Origin of the sequence: Acinetobacter sp. WU_MDCI_Abxe161, from assembly GCF_025514355.1 — a bacterium.
Classification (GTDB): domain Bacteria; phylum Pseudomonadota; class Gammaproteobacteria; order Pseudomonadales; family Moraxellaceae; genus Acinetobacter; species Acinetobacter pittii_E.
The window spans coordinates 86,979-105,948 of the sequence record NZ_JAHPTU010000012.1 but is presented as its reverse complement, the minus strand read 5'-3'; the positions used below and the strand labels follow the sequence as shown (position 1 = coordinate 105,948).

Below are 18,970 nucleotides of genomic sequence, written 5' to 3'. Positions count from 1 at the left end.
GCAGTTAAAGTTGTTTTACCATGGTCAACGTGACCGATTGTGCCCACGTTTACGTGTGGCTTATTACGTTCAAACTTAGCCTTAGCCATGTTTATAGTCCTCGTTTACGTCGAACACAATTCTGAGCAAACACCCAGCATCGACATATCGCCAAAAAAATCAAACACCCAATACTTGAAAAGCAGACTAATAAGCCTGCTTTTTAAATCTTTGTAGAAAATCTACTAAACTGTATCTGGAGCTCTTATCGAGATTTGAACTCGAGACCTCTCCCTTACCAAGGGAGTGCTCTACCACTGAGCTATAAGAGCGATTATCCTTCGATGGAGCGGGAGACGAGGATCGAACTCGCGACATGCAGCTTGGAAGGCTGCCGCTCTACCAACTGAGCTACTCCCGCACTGTGTTGGTATATATACCACTTCAATCGAAGTTAATGGTGGTGAGAGAAGGATTCGAACCTTCGAAACTTTCGTAGCGGAGTTACAGTCCGCCCCCTTTGACCGCTCGGGAATCTCACCATATCACACTTATTTCAGTGTTGTTCTTTACTTCACAACTACACACCTTTAAGATGGTGCCGGCACACGGATTCGAACTGTGGACCTACTGATTACAAGTCAGTTGCTCTACCAACTGAGCTATGCCGGCTCTTCTTAGTGTTTCGTACGTTTCGTATCGGAACGGTGTGCAGTTTAGCAAAACTTCCAAACGATGCAAGCGATTTTTTAAAAAAAACCGCTAAAAACTCATAAAATCAATCCGTTTGATGATAATTCAACCGCTTTGATCACTGCGCGAGCTTTTATTTGCGTTTCATTCCATTCAGATTCAGGATTTGAGTCCGCAACCAGACCTGCTCCAGCCTGTACATAGACTTTTTTATCTCGGATAACACAAGTACGGATTGCAATCGACATATCCATTTCACCATGCCATCCTAAATAACCTACTGCCCCACCAAAGACACCTCTTTTTACAGGCTCAACTTCATCAATAATTTCCATTGCACGAATTTTTGGTGCACCTGACAAAGTACCTGCAGGGAAAGTCGCCTTAAATACATCTAGCGCATCGATATCATCACGAACTTCGCCTTGTACATTTGAAACAATGTGCATGACATGCGAATAGCGCTCAATCACCATTTGATCAGTCACTTGGACCTTTCCAATTTTGGACACTCGCCCGACATCATTTCGACCAAGGTCAATCAGCATTAAATGCTCTGCGATTTCTTTTTCATCAGAAAGTAAGTCTTTTTCTAAAGCAATATCTTCTTCTTTAGTTTTTCCACGAGGTCTGGTACCTGCAAGCGGACGTACTGTCGCAATACCATTTTCGAGGCGAGAAAGAATTTCTGGTGATGACCCTACAATATGAAATGGCTTTTTATCTGTAATAGTTTGTCCTTGTACCAAAAATAAATAAGGAGAAGGATTTAAATGACGCAAAGCACGATAGACCTGTAAAGCTTCACCATCAAAATCAGAAACCATACGCTGGCCCGGAACAACCTGCATCACATCCCCCGCACGGATGTATTCTTTAACCTTTTCTATGGTCTCAAGGAATTTTTCTTTGCCGGTAATTGATTCAAAATGTGGAGGTGTATGTGGCTTAGCTTGCAAACTTACTGGTGTAGCCAACAATTGCTCTAACTGATCTAACTTTTCTTGAGCATCTTCATAGGCATTTGGCTGGGTAGTGTCGGCATGAACAATTAAGAATAAAGTATCTTTAAGATTGTCAAAGACAACAACCGTCTTCGATAGCATCAACCATAAATCTGGCAATGTAATTGGATCAGCCGCTGGGACATTTTTTAAACGTGGTTCTATGTAGCGAACCGCATCATAGCCCAAATACCCCACTAATCCGCCCGTAAAGCTCGGTAAGTTTGGCAACAGTTCAGCAGAAGGCACTTTAAACTGCTTCTGGAATTCACGAATATATTGAAATGGATCTTGGCAATCTTGTTGTGTGACCGAACCATCAGCGTGCTGTATAGATAGAATACCAGCATTACATGAGAATACCGTCGACTCGCCTAATCCAATCATAGAATAGCGCGCCCAATTTTCACCGCCTTCGACGGACTCAAATAAATAAGCCTGTGTCTGGTCTTTAAAACGAGCAAAAACAGATAAAGGGGTTTCTGTGTCTGCTAAGCGTTGGCGATAGACTGGAATCGTGTTGTAGCCTGAAGCCTTAAGTTGTTCAAATTGCGCTAATGTAGTCATGAATTCTTCTCTAATATGGTTTCGATTTAAAAGGGTGTTTTTCTAGATTCGATTTAGACACGCCATCGAAAAACCATACGCTTATTCATGCTGATCTCCATTTCATTCATTAGATAATTAACTCAGCCAAACTATCAACAACTTGCTGAGGTTGGCAATCATAGATATTTTCTCCATGATTATAGCCATAGCTAACTACAATACAATCAATTCCCGCGCGACGTGCAGCCTCAATATCATTACTTGAATCACCAATCATTAATGATTGTGAAGCCGATATTTTTAAGCTTTGCATACAATGTAATAATGGCAATGGATGGGGCTTTCTCTCAGGTAAGCTATCCCCACCAAGTACGACTTGGAAATATGGAGAGAGCTCCAAAGCATCAAGCAACCCTTGGGCAAGTTGTACAGGCTTATTGGTCACGCATGCCATTTGTATATTTAAAGTTTTACAATATTTTAAAAACTCGGTTACCCCAGGATAAATTTGAGTATTTACACAAAGCTCTACACTATATATATCAATAAACTTCTGTAATAAAACTTTATGTTGTTCAGGATCTAATTTTCCAAAAATATGAATTAGAACGCTTTCACAGAGTTTTGAAGCTCCTTTGCCTACCCATTCTCGTATTTGGGCTTCTGTTACCTTTGGCCAACTTAGCGCCTCTAAACTTAAATTCATCGCCCGATACAAATCAGCAGCAGAATCAACTAGCGTTCCATCTAGATCAAATAAAATTAAATCGCGCTTACTTAGTTGTGCAACAGACATCTTTTTCTACTCAAAATTAAAAAGGCATGCGTTTAGCATGCCTTGATTGTAAAAGCAGCAATGGATTATTTAAAGAACAACCATGCTAATACAGCTAAAATTACTAAAATAATAATTGTGATTAAACCAACGGATGCATTCTTCTGTTGCTCTTTTTCTTCTGCAACACGAGAAACTGGCTCATCAAAAGCAATAGGCGTTTGCTGTTGTGCATTGATATCCACACCTTCTGGAATAGGTGCAGGCTTTGGAATAGAAATATTCTGCGGCATACCATCGCGACGAACTTCGACTTCTGCAGCGCGCTCTGCAAGGCTTGGCATTCCTTGATCGCTTAAATCTGGAGATGATGTTGTATTTACAGGCTCGGCTTCAATTTCAGGTAATTCCGTGATTGTCTGTGCAGGTGCTAATACAGAAAATTTAAAACTAGCGAACTGAACAATATCACCATCATGTAGCTGCTTTTCTTGCTCAATACGAATATCGTTTACAAATGTGCCATTCGATGAATTAAGGTCTTGCACCCATAGCGCCTGATCTTTTAAAAGCAATGCCGCGTGGCGACGTGAAATCTCAGCAGCTTGTAATAACACATCGGCATCTTGATGACGCCCTACTAACATATCACGATCAACACTAATTTCTTGGCCTGTAATTTCACCAGTAATTGCTTGTAGTTTCCAAGTCATACGTATGTCCCATTCATTTTTTATTAATCATAACATGCTACTACTGTGCTGTGCTTGGGCGCAGTGTCGTTGTTGTTACTGTATTTTTAGTACGATTAATTTCAGGGTCAGGCAACTGCAAGGTTTGCTTTTGAACCGCTGGCTCTACTGCCACAGGTGTGGTTACTGTCGAAGTTTTTCCACCCGACGGAACCTGTTGATAGTTTTTCGGTTGAGAAGCAATACTAGGCGGTGTCATTTTTTGATTATAGACATCATCAACCTGTTCAGGCAGTTTTGCAAAATTGCCATTTTTATCCATAGCTAATTGCAAGCTATAAAGTTGACTATAGCGCTGCTGAGACAAGCGACGCACATCATTTGCATCACCCACAATTGTTGGGTGGATAAAAACAAGAAGGTTACGTTTTACATTGCTTCTATTATCTGATCGGAACAATCGCCCCACATAGGGGATACTGCTCAACCCAGGAATACCTTGACGGTTAAACTCAACATCATCAGATACCAAACCACCTAAAACAACTGTCTGTCCATGTTCTGCTAATACAGCCGTTTTAATAGCACGTTTGTTGGTAATTAAGTCGGCAGCCTGGCCTTTACTTGCCTGAACATTTGAAACTTCTTGTTCAATCTCAAGTCGAACTGTGCCATTTTCACCAATGTGAGGTATAACTTTTAATGTTACACCGACATCTTTTCGCTCAACTGTTGTGTATGGATTGATCCCAGTACTGTTTGTAGTAACTGATCCTGTTACAAATGGAACATTCTGGCCGACAACAATATATGCTTCTTCATTATCCATCGTCACAATAGAGGGTGTAGATAATAAATTAGAAGCTGTATTCTCTTTTAGAGCTTGAATCAAAGCTCCATAAAGCTGGCGAGAACCGTCTGCACCTTCTTTATATTTTCCTAATGCTATTGAACTACCAGCCCCAATTGCACTGCCCAGACCAGCTGCGCCACCTGTTAGATAACCAGCTGCCAGTGAAGCCAAGCTAGAACCTGCATTAGTAAAGTTAATTAGTCCTATGCCACTATTAATATCACCGAGTGCCCATTGCACCCCTAATTGATCAGCATCTTTACCTGAGACTTCAATAATTGCAGCTTCAATAAGGACTTGCTGACGGCGAACATCGAGCTGCTGAATAGCAGATTCAATTTCACGCATTAATTGAGGGTCTGCCTTAACCACTAACGAGTTTTGGGCATTATCCGCAATAATGCTCACACCATTTTGGCTAAAGCTAGAGATACTGTTTTGATTACTATTATTTGAATTACCATTTAGATTAATAGATGGCGTAGAAATTGAGCTACCATTTGAACCAGAGGTATTTGAACTGGAATTCTGGTTATTACCCATCAAATTATTGATCGGATTCGATGTATTAGAGGAACTGTTATTACTATTTGATGAAGAAACAGCCTGCCCCGTCACAAGACCTTGTAAAATTTCAGATAAATTTTTTGCACTTGCATATTTCAAGCGAAAAACTTTTAAACCACCTAAACGGTCTGCCGAAGGTACATCCAGCATTTCAATCATATGGCGAATGCGCTTACGCGTTTCAGGATCGCCCTTTACTAAAATACGATTGGTACGGTTGTCTGCAATAATACGGATACGTGCACCATTAAAATCTTTAGATGCTCCCGTAGCACTCATTGCCTCCAGCTGGGTAATGATTTCTTCAGCTTGGCTCGATTGAAGGCCTATTGCCTCAATATCATTCTGTCCAGTGCCATCCAGATTACGAATAATATTTTCAAGTTGATAAATATTTGCTGCACGGTCCGAAACAATCAGCGCATTAGTCCCTGCAATCGCAGCCATATGCGCAAATTGTGGCATTAAAGGGCGAAGTGCTGGAATTAAGTCGTTCGGATTAGTATTTTCAAGCCAAATAACGCGGGTAACAATCTGATCCCCACGCAATTTATTTCGGGAGTCGTAAGGAATTCCCGAGTTCTTAACATTGCTATCAGGTACTAATTTAATGGTGTTACCTGAAGGAATTGCCACCACTCCATTTACGTTTAAGACCCCAAGAAACAGATCGTAAACTTCATTTTTATTGAGGGGCTTATTCGATATTACTGTGACGTTGCCACGCACTCGTGGATCTACTGCAAAGTTTTTACCCGTGATGTCCGCTACTTCATTAATAAATGCAGTTAAGTCAGCATCACGTAAATTGATCTTCCATGTTTGGGCATAGACACTGCTGCTCACTGTCGCAATCAATGGGGCTGCTGCAAGTAATGCCCAAAGTGGACGTTGATGATTCAATAAAGCCATAACTTGCGATAATTCCTAACTCTTATGGTGACGTGTTATCACTAAAAATTTTGTTGTATGGTCATCACTTGATCACCACGTTTTATTTCTATTTTCACTTGTCCAGCTCGACGAGCCTGCTCAAGTAACTGCACATCCGTTTGTCCCTGCCCAATCGTTTGACCGTTTAAAGAAACAATCCGATCACCCGGCCTTAAACCTAACTTATTTCGAAGCGCAGTGGGTGTACGTTCTGTAACTTCAAAACCTTCACTGGAGTTCCCACTAACCCCCATGTCACGCAGATATTGTTCACGGTTGCCTTGCATTTGCTGAATAACCTGCCCTAATGCCTCTTGAGCCGTATTAACAGGTGTTGAGGGCTGAGGCGCAGTAGCAGCAGATTGTGAAGCATCTGGTGTCATAGGCTGATACAAACCATTTGGCAAACCTTTAAATTGGAGTTCACGCGTGCTTCCATTACCTTGACGCAATATCACGTGATCCCAATAAACTTCTGCCAACTGATAAGATGTAGAGCCTATTGTTTCTCCCACCCGATACCGGTCAGCAGTATTATCCAGCTTAATAACAGCCGAGGAAAAACGGTTCGGATAACCGAGCATCACACCTTGCAATTCTAGGTTGATATTTTCCTGAGCTGCATTGGCTGAAGGTTCATTAAAAAGCGAAAAAGTACTAATGTTAGGAATTTGCGGTTGCTGTGACCCCAACTCCACTCTATCAAACTGCATCATTTGAGGAGGTGCAATCACCCACCAAAATAATGAAGCTAACTTCCAACACAACCATAAAATCAAAAAGGCAAATACAACCACACTTAACCGGTCTAATTTTTGCCATTGTAGTTGCTGTAATTTCTCAATCCATACTTTCATTAGCTACCCCCTTGTATTAAGGGTTGACGAGAACTAATGACAAATGTATCTAAACCAGCTTTTCCATCATAAGATGGAATATTAAGTAATAATCTTTGCGTGAGTTGCACATCAAGCATCATGTTGGCATCTAATAAAAGATTTGCCATTTTTTGACTGCGTTGATCACGTATATCAACTTGCAACTGTCCATTTTGATCCGTTAATTGCCCATTTAAAGAAGGCATATTCATACGGTCTTGACGATCACCAATATTATAAATTAAAGCACCACCACCCCAATGCAATTGGCCATCAACTGCGGCAAAACCCTGCTCTTTTTTATAATTAAACTCAATATCTTTAAGCTGAATACTGTTCGTAGGCCATTGCCAATTTACAATTTGTTTTAATGTTTCAGGCGCAACCTGACCATTCATAGTCTTTACAATTACTTTTTTCCCCACACCATAACCCATTACCCCAGATAATTGGGTATTTCCACTATGGATATCTACGTCAGCAGCGAACCGTAATAAAAATAGGTCTAGAGGTCTAGTTTTCCAATGAATCGAGCCTCTCAACGTACCACGCCGCCAATCTGCTTGGCCTTGCCAGATATTTCCGCTTACATTGTGTAGAGTTTGATTATTCTTTGAAAATTTAGAAATAAGCCACGTCGCTGGGATCTGTAAAATTATAAAAATTAAAAATGCAATGAGGGCAAAAAACCACCACTTCCATTGCTTAGACTTTTTCTTCATTCAGCCTTACCAACATGCAAATTATCGTCCTTATTTTGAGAGTAGCTCCCTAGTCTGACATTATGCATACTTTTTCAACATCGCCAATTCACTTCATATAAAAAAACCAAGCAATCAGGCTTGGCTTCGATATTAAGACTATAAGTTGAACGTATGACAAAATCATGAAAACTTGACACTCAATGAACTAAATGCACATTTGATCTCAACAATTCATTTAAAGAAGAATTTAAGCACTCATTTTAAAATAATATTTACAGCAAAATTTTGAGATATTTTTATAAATAAAAAAGCCAAGCAAATTTGCTTGGCTTTTTAAATCGGCACTACGATTAGATTAAGAAATCTTCTAGTTTTGCGCCTTTTTCAATTTCAGCAACTAACCAGCGTGGTTGTTTACCGCGACCAGTCCAAGTCTCTTCAGCATTGTTTTTGTTACGGTAACGAGGCTCAACAGATTTACGAGTTGTTTTCTTACGTTTTTGAGCACCAAACTCAAGAAGTTGTTCAACACTGAAACCTACATTTTCAGCAATCTCGATAATTTGATTATAAGCATCTTCGATTGCTTGATCTTTTTTACTTGCAATTAAAGCTTCTGCTTCTTCTTGTAAGCGTTTTAACTCTTCAACAGATAATTCACTGATATCCGGCTTCATTAATAAATACTCCAGTCTTACAGACAATTCAAAATAATACAGACAAAATTTAAAAACATAAAATCAAGACCAATATTATTTATAATCTATTCAATAAGCAATAGTTTGAAAGCCGTGTTCATCAGAATAACCAAAAAAATTACCTTTTAATTACATTATCAATTATAAATGAAATATATTTTATTAATATTTATTTAAGATAAATGTATTAAGTCATGTCCTACTGATTTTTCTAGTTCAATCATTTTTTGTTTTATCTCCTGAGGTATTTCACATTTTCGTTCTGTTAATTTATCCATACATACCAGAACAGCCTCAGCAGTCGCCACGATTTGTTGTTGGGTTTCACTCCACAATATATAAGCCATACGGAATGCGCTATTACGAATCTCTTCCACGCGAACCCCTACTTTCAATACATCGGGATAAAAAACAGGTCTTAAATATTTACACTGACTTGAAGCTACAACGGGATATATTTGAGGGGTTAATATATTTATTGCTTCCATATATAAAATACGTGAGCTTTCAATATATCGATAATATTGTACATTATTGACATGACCAAAAGCGTCCATATCTCCCCATGCAACTTTCTGTTCATATATTATCGGGTAGACAGACAGTTCTTTCATTTTTACCTCATATTTTAAACTTTAAAAAATTTGCATCATTTTCAAAGATTAGATTTAACTGTTTGATTAACACTTCATCTTCTTTAAGTGTAGACTTAATACGTAAATAGCTCATTAAAATATTATCTGGATATAATGATAATAATGTTTCAGCTTCTGCTTGACGTCCAGTTGCCATATAGACATGCCATTTTGCAAAGGTTAAAACAGGCAAATTCATATATTGATTTTCGAACTGAATGATTTTTTCTTCGACATCAGCATAGTCAGGAACCTGTTTAAGTAACTGTTGCTGAAACCATAAATAAAATACTTCTGGATCAAACTGCTCTTTTAACAAGTGAAGGGTTAAATCCGCATGTTGCATGCTCATATCAGGCATACGTGCTAATAGTTTTAGCCATAACAACTTACTGCTATAAGGTCGAGTTTGAATTTCAGACTCTAAATCTAAATAACGTTGCTGTAAGGCATGTAAGTCATCAACAGAAGCCTGATCGAATTGCTGAAGAAGTTGTTGCAGCCATAAATCACGATGCTCTGCATCTAATAAGCCATATTTCATGGATCGTAAATATACCCATGGATGTTGCAGCGCTAATTGCCCCCATAATGCAGTTAATTTTTGCTGATAGGCAGTTTCTATTTCTTCAAGCCAAGGCGATAATTGATGTTGATATAAGAATTCAAGATGAGTTAATGCGCGGTCGGCTTCATTTTCGGCTAAAAAGATTTCAATTCGCTGTAACTCAGCCAATTCAAATGCCATAGGTGGTGATTGATCAAGAGCAGCCAGGGCTTTTGGATAGTCACCATTTAAAACCAGAAACTTGGCATCAATAATATTTTTTAAAAGCCCTGATTGAGTAAAAACGCGCTCAATAAATACTCGTTGATCTTCGGCAGCCTCTAATAACCAGACAATACCTAATTGTTCATAGGGATGAAGGTTTTTAAACTGAAAGATGTTTTCACTTTTTCTTTGCTCACGAGATGAATAACGCTTAACCCACAGCCATATAAGTTGAGCAATAAAGCTCATTACCACAAAAGTAAGGGTTAACCCCCAGACATTTGTTTGCAACTGCAATTGTCGCCAGTAAATATAGACGTATCCCATTCCATAACCGTAACTCAATAAAGCTAAGGCTGCGAAAAGTATTAAGCTGATGACGAAATAAACCCACAGGAGGTGTTTCATATATCCTCCTTATGAGCCAATGAGCCCAAGTGTAGAGAGTTTCGGAACCGGCACAACAGATAAATGCGCCACTTTAGCAATACGTTTTTTTAACTGCTGACTTGCTGCATCAGGCATCTCATCTAACTTTTGCATCACAGATTGCAACTCATTTTGATACTCAGTCATTTTCCCTTGATTAAGTGCCTGTTCGGCAATTAACAATCTTAATTGCACTTCTTTGAGCACGACACTTCGATTCATTAAATTAATAGAAGGGGTTTCTACTTTTTCTATACGGAACCATTTTTTCCACCAAGACACACTCTCGGATTGATCCATTTCAAGTTTAGGTTGAGCTAAGGCTTGTTGAATATTTTTATCAATACTCTGCAATAAGTCGTCGATTAGTTGATGACGTTGATTTTGAGCCAAAGTGAATTGTTGAACTGCCTGCTTATCCTGCTCAAGTGATTGATTCAAGCTATGTTGTAATGCAGGGGCAATTTCATAGTGCACAAGAGATTGTTGTAACTGATTTAATTGATCAACTGCATAAATCAATTGCTGCTGATCAATTGCAAATTGAATTAAATCCAACTTTTGTTTAATTAAAACTGTAGGCGCAATACCTGTCGGAGAATCATCTGGTTGAGCCACTGAACTGAGTTTATTTCCTGTATTTACAGGCTGGCTCTGCAACTGCCGCTGTAAAGCAACCAATTGATCATTTAAACTGGCATAGTGCTGTTCTGATTGCAGCAGGCTTTGTTTAAGCTCGGGAACAGTACGAGAAATTTGCCACATATCGTAGCTGAGCTTAGCCAACCAAGCTATGCCCAGCAAAATGATGATAGAAACAAGTTTTCTCATATGAATCCTTATAATGCCTGAATGTGATGAATCATCCCCGAAGGCGATAAATTTTCAAGTTGAATAATGTGAAAATGAGCCAGTTGCTGATCACGATACTCTTTAACAATTTGAAAAAGACGAGGTCCTAAAACTAGATATACACAATCAGGTTGTGCATTATTTTTTGAACAAAGTTCTAACCAATACTTCCAGCTCGCTTCACTGGTAATTAAGACGAGCCATTTATTTAAATTATAATTTGAATTCTGTGTCAGATGTTTGAATGTCGAATATGAAGCTTCTGGACACTGCCGATGATATAAAACGAAATTTAAGATCTGAATTCCTTGTTGTTGCAAGGTCTCCATCATAAATTGGCGTCCGCCCTCTCCCCGCCAGAAAGCCACACTCTCCGTCTGTTGCATATTATGCAGAATAGGCAGATTGAGCATCCCTTCAGAAGTTTCGACATCGGGAATATGTGCTTCTATTCCATATTCATTTAGACGATTGGCTGTTGCCTGTCCTACCGCAATCCACTGAATATGTTTTAAATCACTGAGCTTTAGACCGCTTTTTTCTAAATACTTCATGCCCACCTCAACAGCAGTTGGGCTGACCACAACAATCGCTTGCGCTTTACTTAATTGCTGGTAAAGCTCAAGTAATTGTTCCGAAAAGGGTTTGGCAACAAGTTCTAAAAGAGGTAAAGACTCAACCTGATATCCCTTATTTTGCAAAGCTTCTGTTAATTCAGTTGCACGCGAATCAGGTCGAGTATTAATAAACAACATAGTTTTAATAGAGAGCCTTCAATAACTCGCCAGCACCTTGATCAAGTAAGTTTCGAGCAAGGTTTTCACCCAATTGCTGAGCATTATTGGCTTCGTCTGTAAGCTCAGCACGCAATAATGTTTGCCCATCAGCGCTTCCTACACGACCTTCAATATGAATTTGTCCATTTTGAAGTGTGGCATAACCTGCAATTGGGACCTGACAACCGCCTTCAAGGTAAGCATTAAAAGCACGCTCAGCACGAACACAAACATCTGTTTCTTGGTGTAATAGCGGTTGAATTAAAGCTAGTACATCTTGGTCAGCTGCACGGCATTCTAAACCCAATGCACCTTGACCCACCGCAGGCAAACTAATATCTGGTGTTAAGCAATGACGAATACGTTCTGACAACCCTAAACGTTTTAAACCAGCACTGGCTAGAATAATCGCATCATATTGACCTTCATCTAATTTAGCTAAACGTGTCCCCACATTTCCACGTAAGTCAATAATTTGTAGATCTGGGCGTTGTTTTAAAATTTGAGATTTACGACGTAAACTTGAAGTACCAACTTTTGCACCTTGCGGCAAGTCAGCAAATTTTTCAAATTGATTTGAAACGAAAGCATCGAATGGGTCTTCTCGCTCACAAATCACTGCCAAAGTTAATCCCTCCGGCAAAGCCATTGGTACATCTTTCATTGAATGTACAGCTAAGTCTGCACGCCCATCTAAAAGTGCTGCTTCTAACTCTTTAACAAACAGCCCTTTGCCCCCAATTTTTGCTAAAGGTGTATCTAAAATTTTATCGCCCTGCGTGACAAATTTAACCAATTCCACTGTTAAATCAGGGTGAAGCTCCTGTAAACGGGCACGAATATGTTCTGCCTGCCAAAGAGCAAGTGGGCTTTGTCGTGTAGCAATTTTCAAGGTTTTCATAAATTCAAGCATGGGCTGGTCAAACAATACACCCTAAACTTAACTTGATCCCTTAAAATTGCAAGTAAAATCTCGCAAGTCCAAGATCACTCTTTTAAATTTAGAGCTGATGAATTCGCTCTCTAAGTGTAGACAAATGTCGACGGCTCACTGAAAGTCTTTCATCAAGACCTCGCAGCCTAACTTGATATTGCCCCGAACTAACCAGCTCCAGCCCATCTAAATATGCAACTGCCACCAACGCATTTCGATGAATACGAATAAATTGATCTGCAAATTCGGTTTCAAGTTCTTTTAATGTTTCATCTATTAATACACTGCCATTTTTATGACGCACCGTAACGTATTTCTGATCAGCTAAAAAATAATAGATATTTTCAACAGGAATCAGTTCAACGCCACGGTAGGTTTTTGCGGCAATTTGATGACGCTGTGTTTTTAGATCCTGTAAAAATTCATGTTGTGGCAAAGCGTTGAGCTGTGCTTGTGTAAGCTGTGTCAATTGACCTAAAGCTTGCTCAAGCTCTATTGGGTCAATCGGCTTAAGAAGATATGCCTGAGCTTGAGATTTAAAAGCTTCCAATGCATGCTGATCGTAGGCGGTACAAAACACAATCGCAGGTCGAGGATTGAACTGGCTTAACTGTTCTGCACAGACAAGACCATTCATACCTGGCATTTGAATATCAAGTAAAATTACATCCGGTTGATGAAGCCGTGCCTGTTCCAAGGCCTCTTGTCCATGATGAGCCGTTGATACAACTTCATGTCCCATCTTTGAAACTAAACGTGACAATCGTTCCACTGCAAGTGGTTCGTCATCACAAATTAGCACCTTCATTCATCCTCCTTGTCACCGTTAACTTGATCCATTTTTTTATGGTTAACTCTGACTGACTTATTATTTTGTTTGATATTGATAGCTCATAATAGTGGTATATAAGGCTTCACCTTTATAAACCTGAAATCTAACAGTGTTCCCGTAATATGCTTTCAGGCGTTGTTTTACATTTTCAAGGGCGATTCCATGCCCTTTCCGTGAATTTATTGTATCGTCTGTATATGGGTTGGTAATGACTATACTGACTTGATTTTGCAATATTTCAACCAATACCCCTATGGTTGCTTTACCCATCATTGGTTCTACCCCATGAAAAATACTATTCTCTAACAAAGGCTGTAATGTCAATAAAGGAATAGTGATCTGTTTTAATTGCACAGGTGAAAGCTCAATTTTCCAATCTACTTTTAAACGCTCCCCCAACCGCACCTGCTCAATCATTAAATATTGTTTACTGAGCTCAATTTCTTCATGCAGACTCACCAACTTTAATTCTTGGAAACTCGCTCGAAATAAACGCGATAGGCTAATGAGCATACTTTCTGCTTTATCTGGATCTATCGCAATTAAACTCACCACATTATTCAGACTATTAAATAAAAAGTGAGGGTGAATTCTCGCTTGCATGGCCTGAATACGAGCATTTAATTCTGCATATTGTTGATGCAGCCACTGCTCCCTGACATATAAATAACGTAAGCAGAAAGCTCCCAACAATATTCCATAGCTTAGATATAGAGGTACATTGGTAAAATAAATGCTCCAGCCCTGTGTTAGATAAGCATGTTTATTGAAAAGACCAAACTGAAAAAAATTACTTATTAAGGTGGTCAAGACAACAATAACTTGCAGCATGACAAAGCCAATAGCTAAAGCAAACTCTTGACGTAAGCTGCTAAAAAAACCTTGAAAGCGTTCAACTAAAGCAAAAAAGGATAAAATTACCCAATTAATAAAAACGATGTATTGTAAAAGTCTCCCCCCGCTCAAGGCTTGCCAAGACTGCGCTTCAGCCAATGCCAAGACCAGTGCCAAAACATTACTTGCGATAATTAATTCGAATAAGTGTTGCCAACGCCCATTTTTCGTAAAAAAATAGGAAGAATTTTGATTTCGGTATGCTGTAGGAAACAACTTTGTTTGTTGAGCTTCGGCAAGTGATATACTCTTTTTTATTTTACTGAGCCACCATGACCACATCTTCAAATCCCCCTAATTCAGTAACCCCAGACCAAACCTCAGGTATGTGGGGTGGTCGTTTTTCTGAAGCGACGGACGCTTTTGTAGCCGAATTTACCGCCTCTGTTCAGTTTGACCAACGTTTTTATAAACAAGACATCGCTGGTTCGATTGCGCATGCTACCATGCTTGCGAAAGTTGGCGTACTCACAGAAGCAGAACGCGATGACATTATTGAAGGTTTAAGCACCATTCGCTCAGAAATTGAGGCTGGAAACTTTGAGTGGCGCATCGATCTTGAAGATGTTCACATGAACATTGAATCACGTTTGACTCAACGTATTGGTATTACAGGTAAAAAATTACACACTGGCCGTAGCCGTAACGATCAGGTTGCAACTGATATTCGTCTTTACCTGCGCGACGAAATTGATGATATTTTAAAATTATTAGAACGTTTACAAAAAGGCTTATTAGGCTTGGCTGCCAAAAATGTAAATACAATTATGCCGGGCTTTACACACCTACAAACTGCTCAGCCTGTGACTTTTGGTCATCACTTGTTAGCATGGTTTGAAATGTTAGTGCGTGATACCGAACGTCTTCAAGATTGTCGTAAGCGCGTTAACCGCATGCCACTTGGTTCAGCTGCTCTTGCTGGTACAACTTATCCGATTGACCGTGCTTATACAGCAGAACTTTTAGGTTTTGAAGCTGTATCTGAAAACTCTCTTGATGCTGTATCTGACCGTGACTTTGCCATCGAATTTAATGCTGCTGCTGCACTGATCATGATGCATTTATCACGTATGTCAGAAGAACTGATTCTTTGGACTTCTGCACAGTTCAAATTTGTGAATATTCCTGACCGTTTCTGTACTGGCTCATCAATCATGCCACAGAAGAAAAACCCGGATGTTCCAGAACTTATTCGTGGTAAATCTGGCCGTGTATTTGGTGACTTAATTAGCTTACTTACGCTCATGAAAGGTCAACCATTGGCATATAACAAAGACAACCAAGAAGACAAAGAACCATTATTTGATGCAATCGATACGGTTCGTGGTTCTCTTATGGCTTTCGCAGACATGATTCCTGCATTGGTTCCAAATATTGAAATCATGCGTGAAGCTGCACTTCGTGGTTTCTCGACTGCAACCGATCTTGCTGACTATTTAGTGAAAAAAGGCGTTGCTTTCCGTGATGCGCATGAAATTGTAGGTAAAGCAGTCGCATTAGGTGTTGCTGAAGAAAAAGATTTATCTGAGCTCACACTTGAGCAATTACAACAATTCTCTGACTTAATTACAGCAGATGTGTTTGATAAAGCCTTAACACTAGAAGCTTCTGTAAATGCACGTGATCATATTGGTGGAACTTCACCAAAACAGGTTGAAGCTGCGATTGCGCGTGCCCATACACGTTTAGAACAGTTATACGCTTAAGGATAAAACATGAGTCGCCAAGTATTTTGCCGTAAATATCAAAAGGAAATGGAAGGTTTAGACTTCGCTCCTTTCCCAGGTGCTAAAGGCCAAGATTTTTTTGAAAATGTTTCTAAGCAAGCATGGCAAGAATGGTTACAGCATCAAACTACACTCATTAATGAAAAGCGTTTAAACGTGTTTGAACCAGAAGCGAAAAAGTTTCTTGAAGAACAACGTGAAAAATTCTTCAATAATGATGAAAGCGTAGAAAAAGCTGAGGGCTGGAAACCAGAATAATCGGTTCCTTTTAGCTTTTTCATCATTAAAAAGGCGGATCTATATACATAGATCCGCCTTTTTTTACGTGAAACTTACACAAACATAAAAAGCCTTACATAGAGAGCACAGGACTCTACATGACATCAAAAAGCGAAGAACTTAATATTACTCTATAGCAGGAAGAACACGATCCCTGTCGTGTTTATGCACTTGATTTTCTGTCCTGAACTTCCCCCCAAAGTTCGGGACATTTTTTTATCTATTATTTTTAAAAAATAAAAAAAGCCTTGCTTGAAACAAGGCCTTTAAATATTTCAGCTCAAGATTACTTTTCGTGAACTTTGGCTTCAATTTCTTCAATTTTAGTATGACGAGCATCAAAGCCTTTCGCCATATAAATAACTTGCTCAGCAATGTTACGAGCATGATCGCCAATACGCTCTAATGAACGTAAAACCCACATGACATTAATCACACGAGCAATATGTCGCGGATCTTCAATCATATAAGTCATTAATGTGCGCGTTGCCGATTGATATTCACGGTCGATGTCAGCATCGGCTAAAAGTACACGTAAAGCTTGATCTGCATCTAAACGCGCAAAAGCATCAAGGGCATCATGAATCATGACACGAACTTGGTTACCAATATGACGTGTTTCCATGTAGCCACGAGGTGATCCCCCCTCTTCACAGAGGTTTTGTGCAATACGGGCAATTTTTGCAGCCTCATCACCAATGCGCTCAAGGTCAGTATTGGCTTTGCTCATGGCAATAACCATACGCAAGTCAATCGCTGCTGGATGACGTCGTGCCAAAATCAACGTCAGACCTTCATCAATATCACGTTCATATTGGTTAACGGCATTATCTTTAAATTGAACATCAATCGCTAAATTTGCATCTGTATCAAGTAAAGCATGAATTGCATTGGCAACCTGTTGTTCGACCAAGCCCCCCATGGTCATAAACTTTGTGTTTACATCTTGCAAATCTTCATTAAATTGAGAAGAAATATGATGGCTTAACACCGGATTACTCGGACTCAAGGGAAGCCTCCAACATGATGGCGCAGGAATAAAATGATTGAGCATTAAAACACAGCAATCATTAAGTTTTTATGACAAAATTAAATTTCAGATAAAAGCATTTTATTACTGATACGTTAACCAGCTATTGAGCTCAACCAGATCTTTTTCACCTAATTGGCCTACCGCAGCTTTTAAACGAAGTACATTCAATAAATAGTCATACTGAGCATTAAGATAATCCTGTTTTGCAGAAAAAGCATTACGCTGCGCTAATAAAACATCAACCATACTTTTTAGGCCTTCGTTATAACTTGCTTTCGAGGCTTGAGAAACCAAAGAAGATGAATCCATTGCGGCCTTTCTTGCTTCAAGTTTGGCTTGATCGGTATCGACCTGCATAAAGGCACTTTTCACATCGACATTGGCACGGCGAATCGCTGCATCAAGTTGCGCCTGCGCTTTACTGGCTTCTACAGTCGCCTTTTTAATTGATGTTCGGGTCCGTCCGCCATTAAATAAATTCCAGTTCATTTCTACCCCAACCTGATCAAATTTTCCGTCAGTCGAAATGAGCGTCTCTGGTGTTTGTTTGGTATAGCCATAGCTTGCCACAGCATCTATTTGGGGATAAAGCGCTGCCTTTTCTACACGGCGCTGGTCCTCACTATATTTTTGCTGTAAGCGGGCTTGCTGAATTTTTAAGTTTTTTTGCTGCGCCAAAGAAAGCCAGTTATTAAGCTCTGCTGGATAAGGCTTTTGAAAATTAAAATCATTTCGCAGTACAGCGAGTTTATCTTGATAAGAACCAATATATTCAGAAAGCTGCTCTTGGGCTAAAAGTAATTGAACATTGGTTGAAATACGATTGGCTCTGGCATTTTGATATTGGGCATTTGCTTCACTCACATCACTACGCGCCACCAACCCTTCTTTGAGTTTAGCATTCATCATATTGAGCTGTTCAAGCAAAGCCTTTTCTTCTTGTAAGTATGCAACACTCAACGCCTGCTGACGCAACACATTAAAATAGGCTTCTGCTACATTTAAAACATGATCTTGTTTTTGCAGTCTTAAAGTAATTTCACTTAAGGCAACCGAAGTTTTAACTTGCTTATAACCTTCCCAGGCATCCATTCGAAATAATGGCTGACGTGCGGTGAGAGTCGCTTGTCGAGTCGTTGACGTGTTACTTACCAAAGCATCTGACAGGCCTTCTTGGTCAACACCCGGAAAGTTTGAACGTTTTACAGTTTGTCGATTACGAGTAATGTTCCCAGACAATGTGACGGTCGGTAATAACGCCCCCGTTGCCAAGCCTAAATTAAGTTGATCTGCTTCATATTGTTGTTGATTGGCTTGCCATGTCGGATCATTTTGTTTTGCGCGCTCATAAGCTTCAACCAAATCTAGAGCAAAGCTCGAAGATGCAAAACTCCAAAGGCCCACAGCGACCATTAATTTTATTTTCATTGTTCAAATCAACGATAAAACTTGCTCTTAAGACTAAGAAAAATTCTAATCAAA

At 39.5% G+C, this 18,970-nt stretch carries 19 protein-coding genes and 4 tRNA genes; 2 read left to right on the top strand and 21 right to left on the bottom strand.

Going from position 1 to position 18,970, the window contains the following annotated elements:
* From KTI78_RS13840 to KTI78_RS13750, 19 genes are all read right to left on the bottom strand, one after another.
* A partial coding sequence (locus KTI78_RS13840; protein WP_072292276.1) for a GTP-binding protein occupies positions 1 to 89 on the bottom strand: 89 nt, incomplete at its 3' end.
* Positions 90 to 236: 147 nt separating this feature from the next.
* A tRNA-Thr gene (locus KTI78_RS13835) sits at positions 237 to 311 on the bottom strand.
* Between the two features lie 13 nt (positions 312 to 324).
* Positions 325 to 400 (bottom strand) — tRNA-Gly (locus tag KTI78_RS13830).
* Positions 401 to 437: 37 nt separating this feature from the next.
* Positions 438 to 521: transfer RNA gene (locus tag KTI78_RS13825), tRNA-Tyr, on the bottom strand.
* A gap of 54 nt (positions 522 to 575) precedes the next feature.
* Positions 576 to 651: transfer RNA gene (locus KTI78_RS13820), tRNA-Thr, on the bottom strand.
* Positions 652 to 749: 98 nt separating this feature from the next.
* Positions 750 to 2,243: an anthranilate synthase component I gene (trpE, locus tag KTI78_RS13815; RefSeq protein WP_262446421.1), complete on the bottom strand. Its 1,494-nt coding sequence runs from the start codon at positions 2,241 to 2,243 to the stop codon at positions 750 to 752.
* A 109-nt stretch (positions 2,244 to 2,352) separates the two neighbouring features.
* The gene (locus KTI78_RS13810; RefSeq protein ID WP_262446419.1) at positions 2,353 to 3,021 is read right to left on the bottom strand and encodes a phosphoglycolate phosphatase; all 669 of its coding nucleotides are present in this window, start codon (positions 3,019 to 3,021) and stop codon (positions 2,353 to 2,355) included.
* A 65-nt stretch (positions 3,022 to 3,086) separates the two neighbouring features.
* Positions 3,087 to 3,713: an FHA domain-containing protein gene (locus KTI78_RS13805; RefSeq protein ID WP_239968159.1), complete on the bottom strand. Its 627-nt coding sequence runs from the start codon at positions 3,711 to 3,713 to the stop codon at positions 3,087 to 3,089.
* A 40-nt stretch (positions 3,714 to 3,753) separates the two neighbouring features.
* The gene (gene gspD / locus KTI78_RS13800) at positions 3,754 to 6,024 is read right to left on the bottom strand and encodes a type II secretion system secretin GspD (RefSeq protein ID WP_262446418.1); all 2,271 of its coding nucleotides are present in this window, start codon (positions 6,022 to 6,024) and stop codon (positions 3,754 to 3,756) included.
* A gap of 41 nt (positions 6,025 to 6,065) precedes the next feature.
* Complete coding sequence (locus KTI78_RS13795) at positions 6,066 to 6,902, bottom strand: type II secretion system protein N (RefSeq protein WP_262446417.1); 837 nt, start codon at positions 6,900 to 6,902, stop codon at positions 6,066 to 6,068.
* Positions 6,902 to 7,645, bottom strand: a complete 744-nt coding sequence (gene gspN / locus KTI78_RS13790) for a type II secretion system protein N (protein ID WP_239968156.1) — start codon at positions 7,643 to 7,645, stop codon at positions 6,902 to 6,904. The genes KTI78_RS13795 and gspN overlap by 1 nt, the downstream gene beginning before the upstream one ends.
* 332 nt (positions 7,646 to 7,977) lie before the next feature.
* Entirely contained in the window at positions 7,978 to 8,304 is a 327-nt protein-coding gene (locus tag KTI78_RS13785; RefSeq protein ID WP_000801427.1) for an H-NS family nucleoid-associated regulatory protein, read from the bottom strand.
* Between the two features lie 194 nt (positions 8,305 to 8,498).
* Positions 8,499 to 8,939 (bottom strand): acyl-CoA thioesterase, encoded by a 441-nt coding sequence (locus tag KTI78_RS13780; protein WP_016142425.1) that lies wholly within the window; start codon positions 8,937 to 8,939, stop codon positions 8,499 to 8,501.
* Between the two features lie 7 nt (positions 8,940 to 8,946).
* Positions 8,947 to 10,140 carry a heme biosynthesis protein HemY gene (locus tag KTI78_RS13775; RefSeq protein ID WP_262446416.1) on the bottom strand — a complete coding sequence of 398 codons (1,194 nt, stop codon included), beginning with the start codon at positions 10,138 to 10,140 and terminating at the stop codon, positions 8,947 to 8,949.
* 9 nt (positions 10,141 to 10,149) lie between these two features.
* Entirely contained in the window at positions 10,150 to 10,992 is an 843-nt protein-coding gene (locus KTI78_RS13770; RefSeq protein WP_262446414.1) for a hypothetical protein, read from the bottom strand.
* Positions 10,993 to 11,000: 8 nt separating this feature from the next.
* Entirely contained in the window at positions 11,001 to 11,768 is a 768-nt protein-coding gene (locus KTI78_RS13765) for a uroporphyrinogen-III synthase (protein WP_262446412.1), read from the bottom strand.
* Between the two features lie 4 nt (positions 11,769 to 11,772).
* Positions 11,773 to 12,690 (bottom strand): hydroxymethylbilane synthase, encoded by a 918-nt coding sequence (gene hemC, locus KTI78_RS13760; protein ID WP_262446422.1) that lies wholly within the window; start codon positions 12,688 to 12,690, stop codon positions 11,773 to 11,775.
* Positions 12,691 to 12,790: 100 nt separating this feature from the next.
* Positions 12,791 to 13,531 carry a LytR/AlgR family response regulator transcription factor gene (locus KTI78_RS13755; protein WP_262446411.1) on the bottom strand — a complete coding sequence of 247 codons (741 nt, stop codon included), beginning with the start codon at positions 13,529 to 13,531 and terminating at the stop codon, positions 12,791 to 12,793.
* 60 nt (positions 13,532 to 13,591) lie between these two features.
* Positions 13,592 to 14,731 carry a sensor histidine kinase gene (locus tag KTI78_RS13750; RefSeq protein ID WP_224993529.1) on the bottom strand — a complete coding sequence of 380 codons (1,140 nt, stop codon included), beginning with the start codon at positions 14,729 to 14,731 and terminating at the stop codon, positions 13,592 to 13,594.
* Here KTI78_RS13750 and argH point away from each other — a divergent pair.
* A complete protein-coding gene (gene argH, locus KTI78_RS13745) occupies positions 14,722 to 16,155 on the top strand; it encodes an argininosuccinate lyase (protein WP_002121138.1) in 1,434 nt (477 codons plus the stop codon). The genes KTI78_RS13750 and argH overlap by 10 nt on opposite strands.
* Positions 16,156 to 16,164: 9 nt before the next feature.
* Positions 16,165 to 16,434, top strand: a complete 270-nt coding sequence (locus KTI78_RS13740) for an oxidative damage protection protein (RefSeq protein WP_000089995.1) — start codon at positions 16,165 to 16,167, stop codon at positions 16,432 to 16,434.
* Positions 16,435 to 16,741: 307 nt separating this feature from the next.
* On the opposite strand, the gene phoU is transcribed toward KTI78_RS13740, so the two are convergent.
* Positions 16,742 to 17,464, bottom strand: a complete 723-nt coding sequence (phoU, locus tag KTI78_RS13735) for a phosphate signaling complex protein PhoU (RefSeq protein ID WP_003654470.1) — start codon at positions 17,462 to 17,464, stop codon at positions 16,742 to 16,744.
* Between the two features lie 105 nt (positions 17,465 to 17,569).
* Positions 17,570 to 18,901, bottom strand: a complete 1,332-nt coding sequence (locus tag KTI78_RS13730) for a TolC family outer membrane protein (protein ID WP_262446410.1) — start codon at positions 18,899 to 18,901, stop codon at positions 17,570 to 17,572.
* Between the last annotated feature and the right edge of the window lie 69 nt (positions 18,902 to 18,970).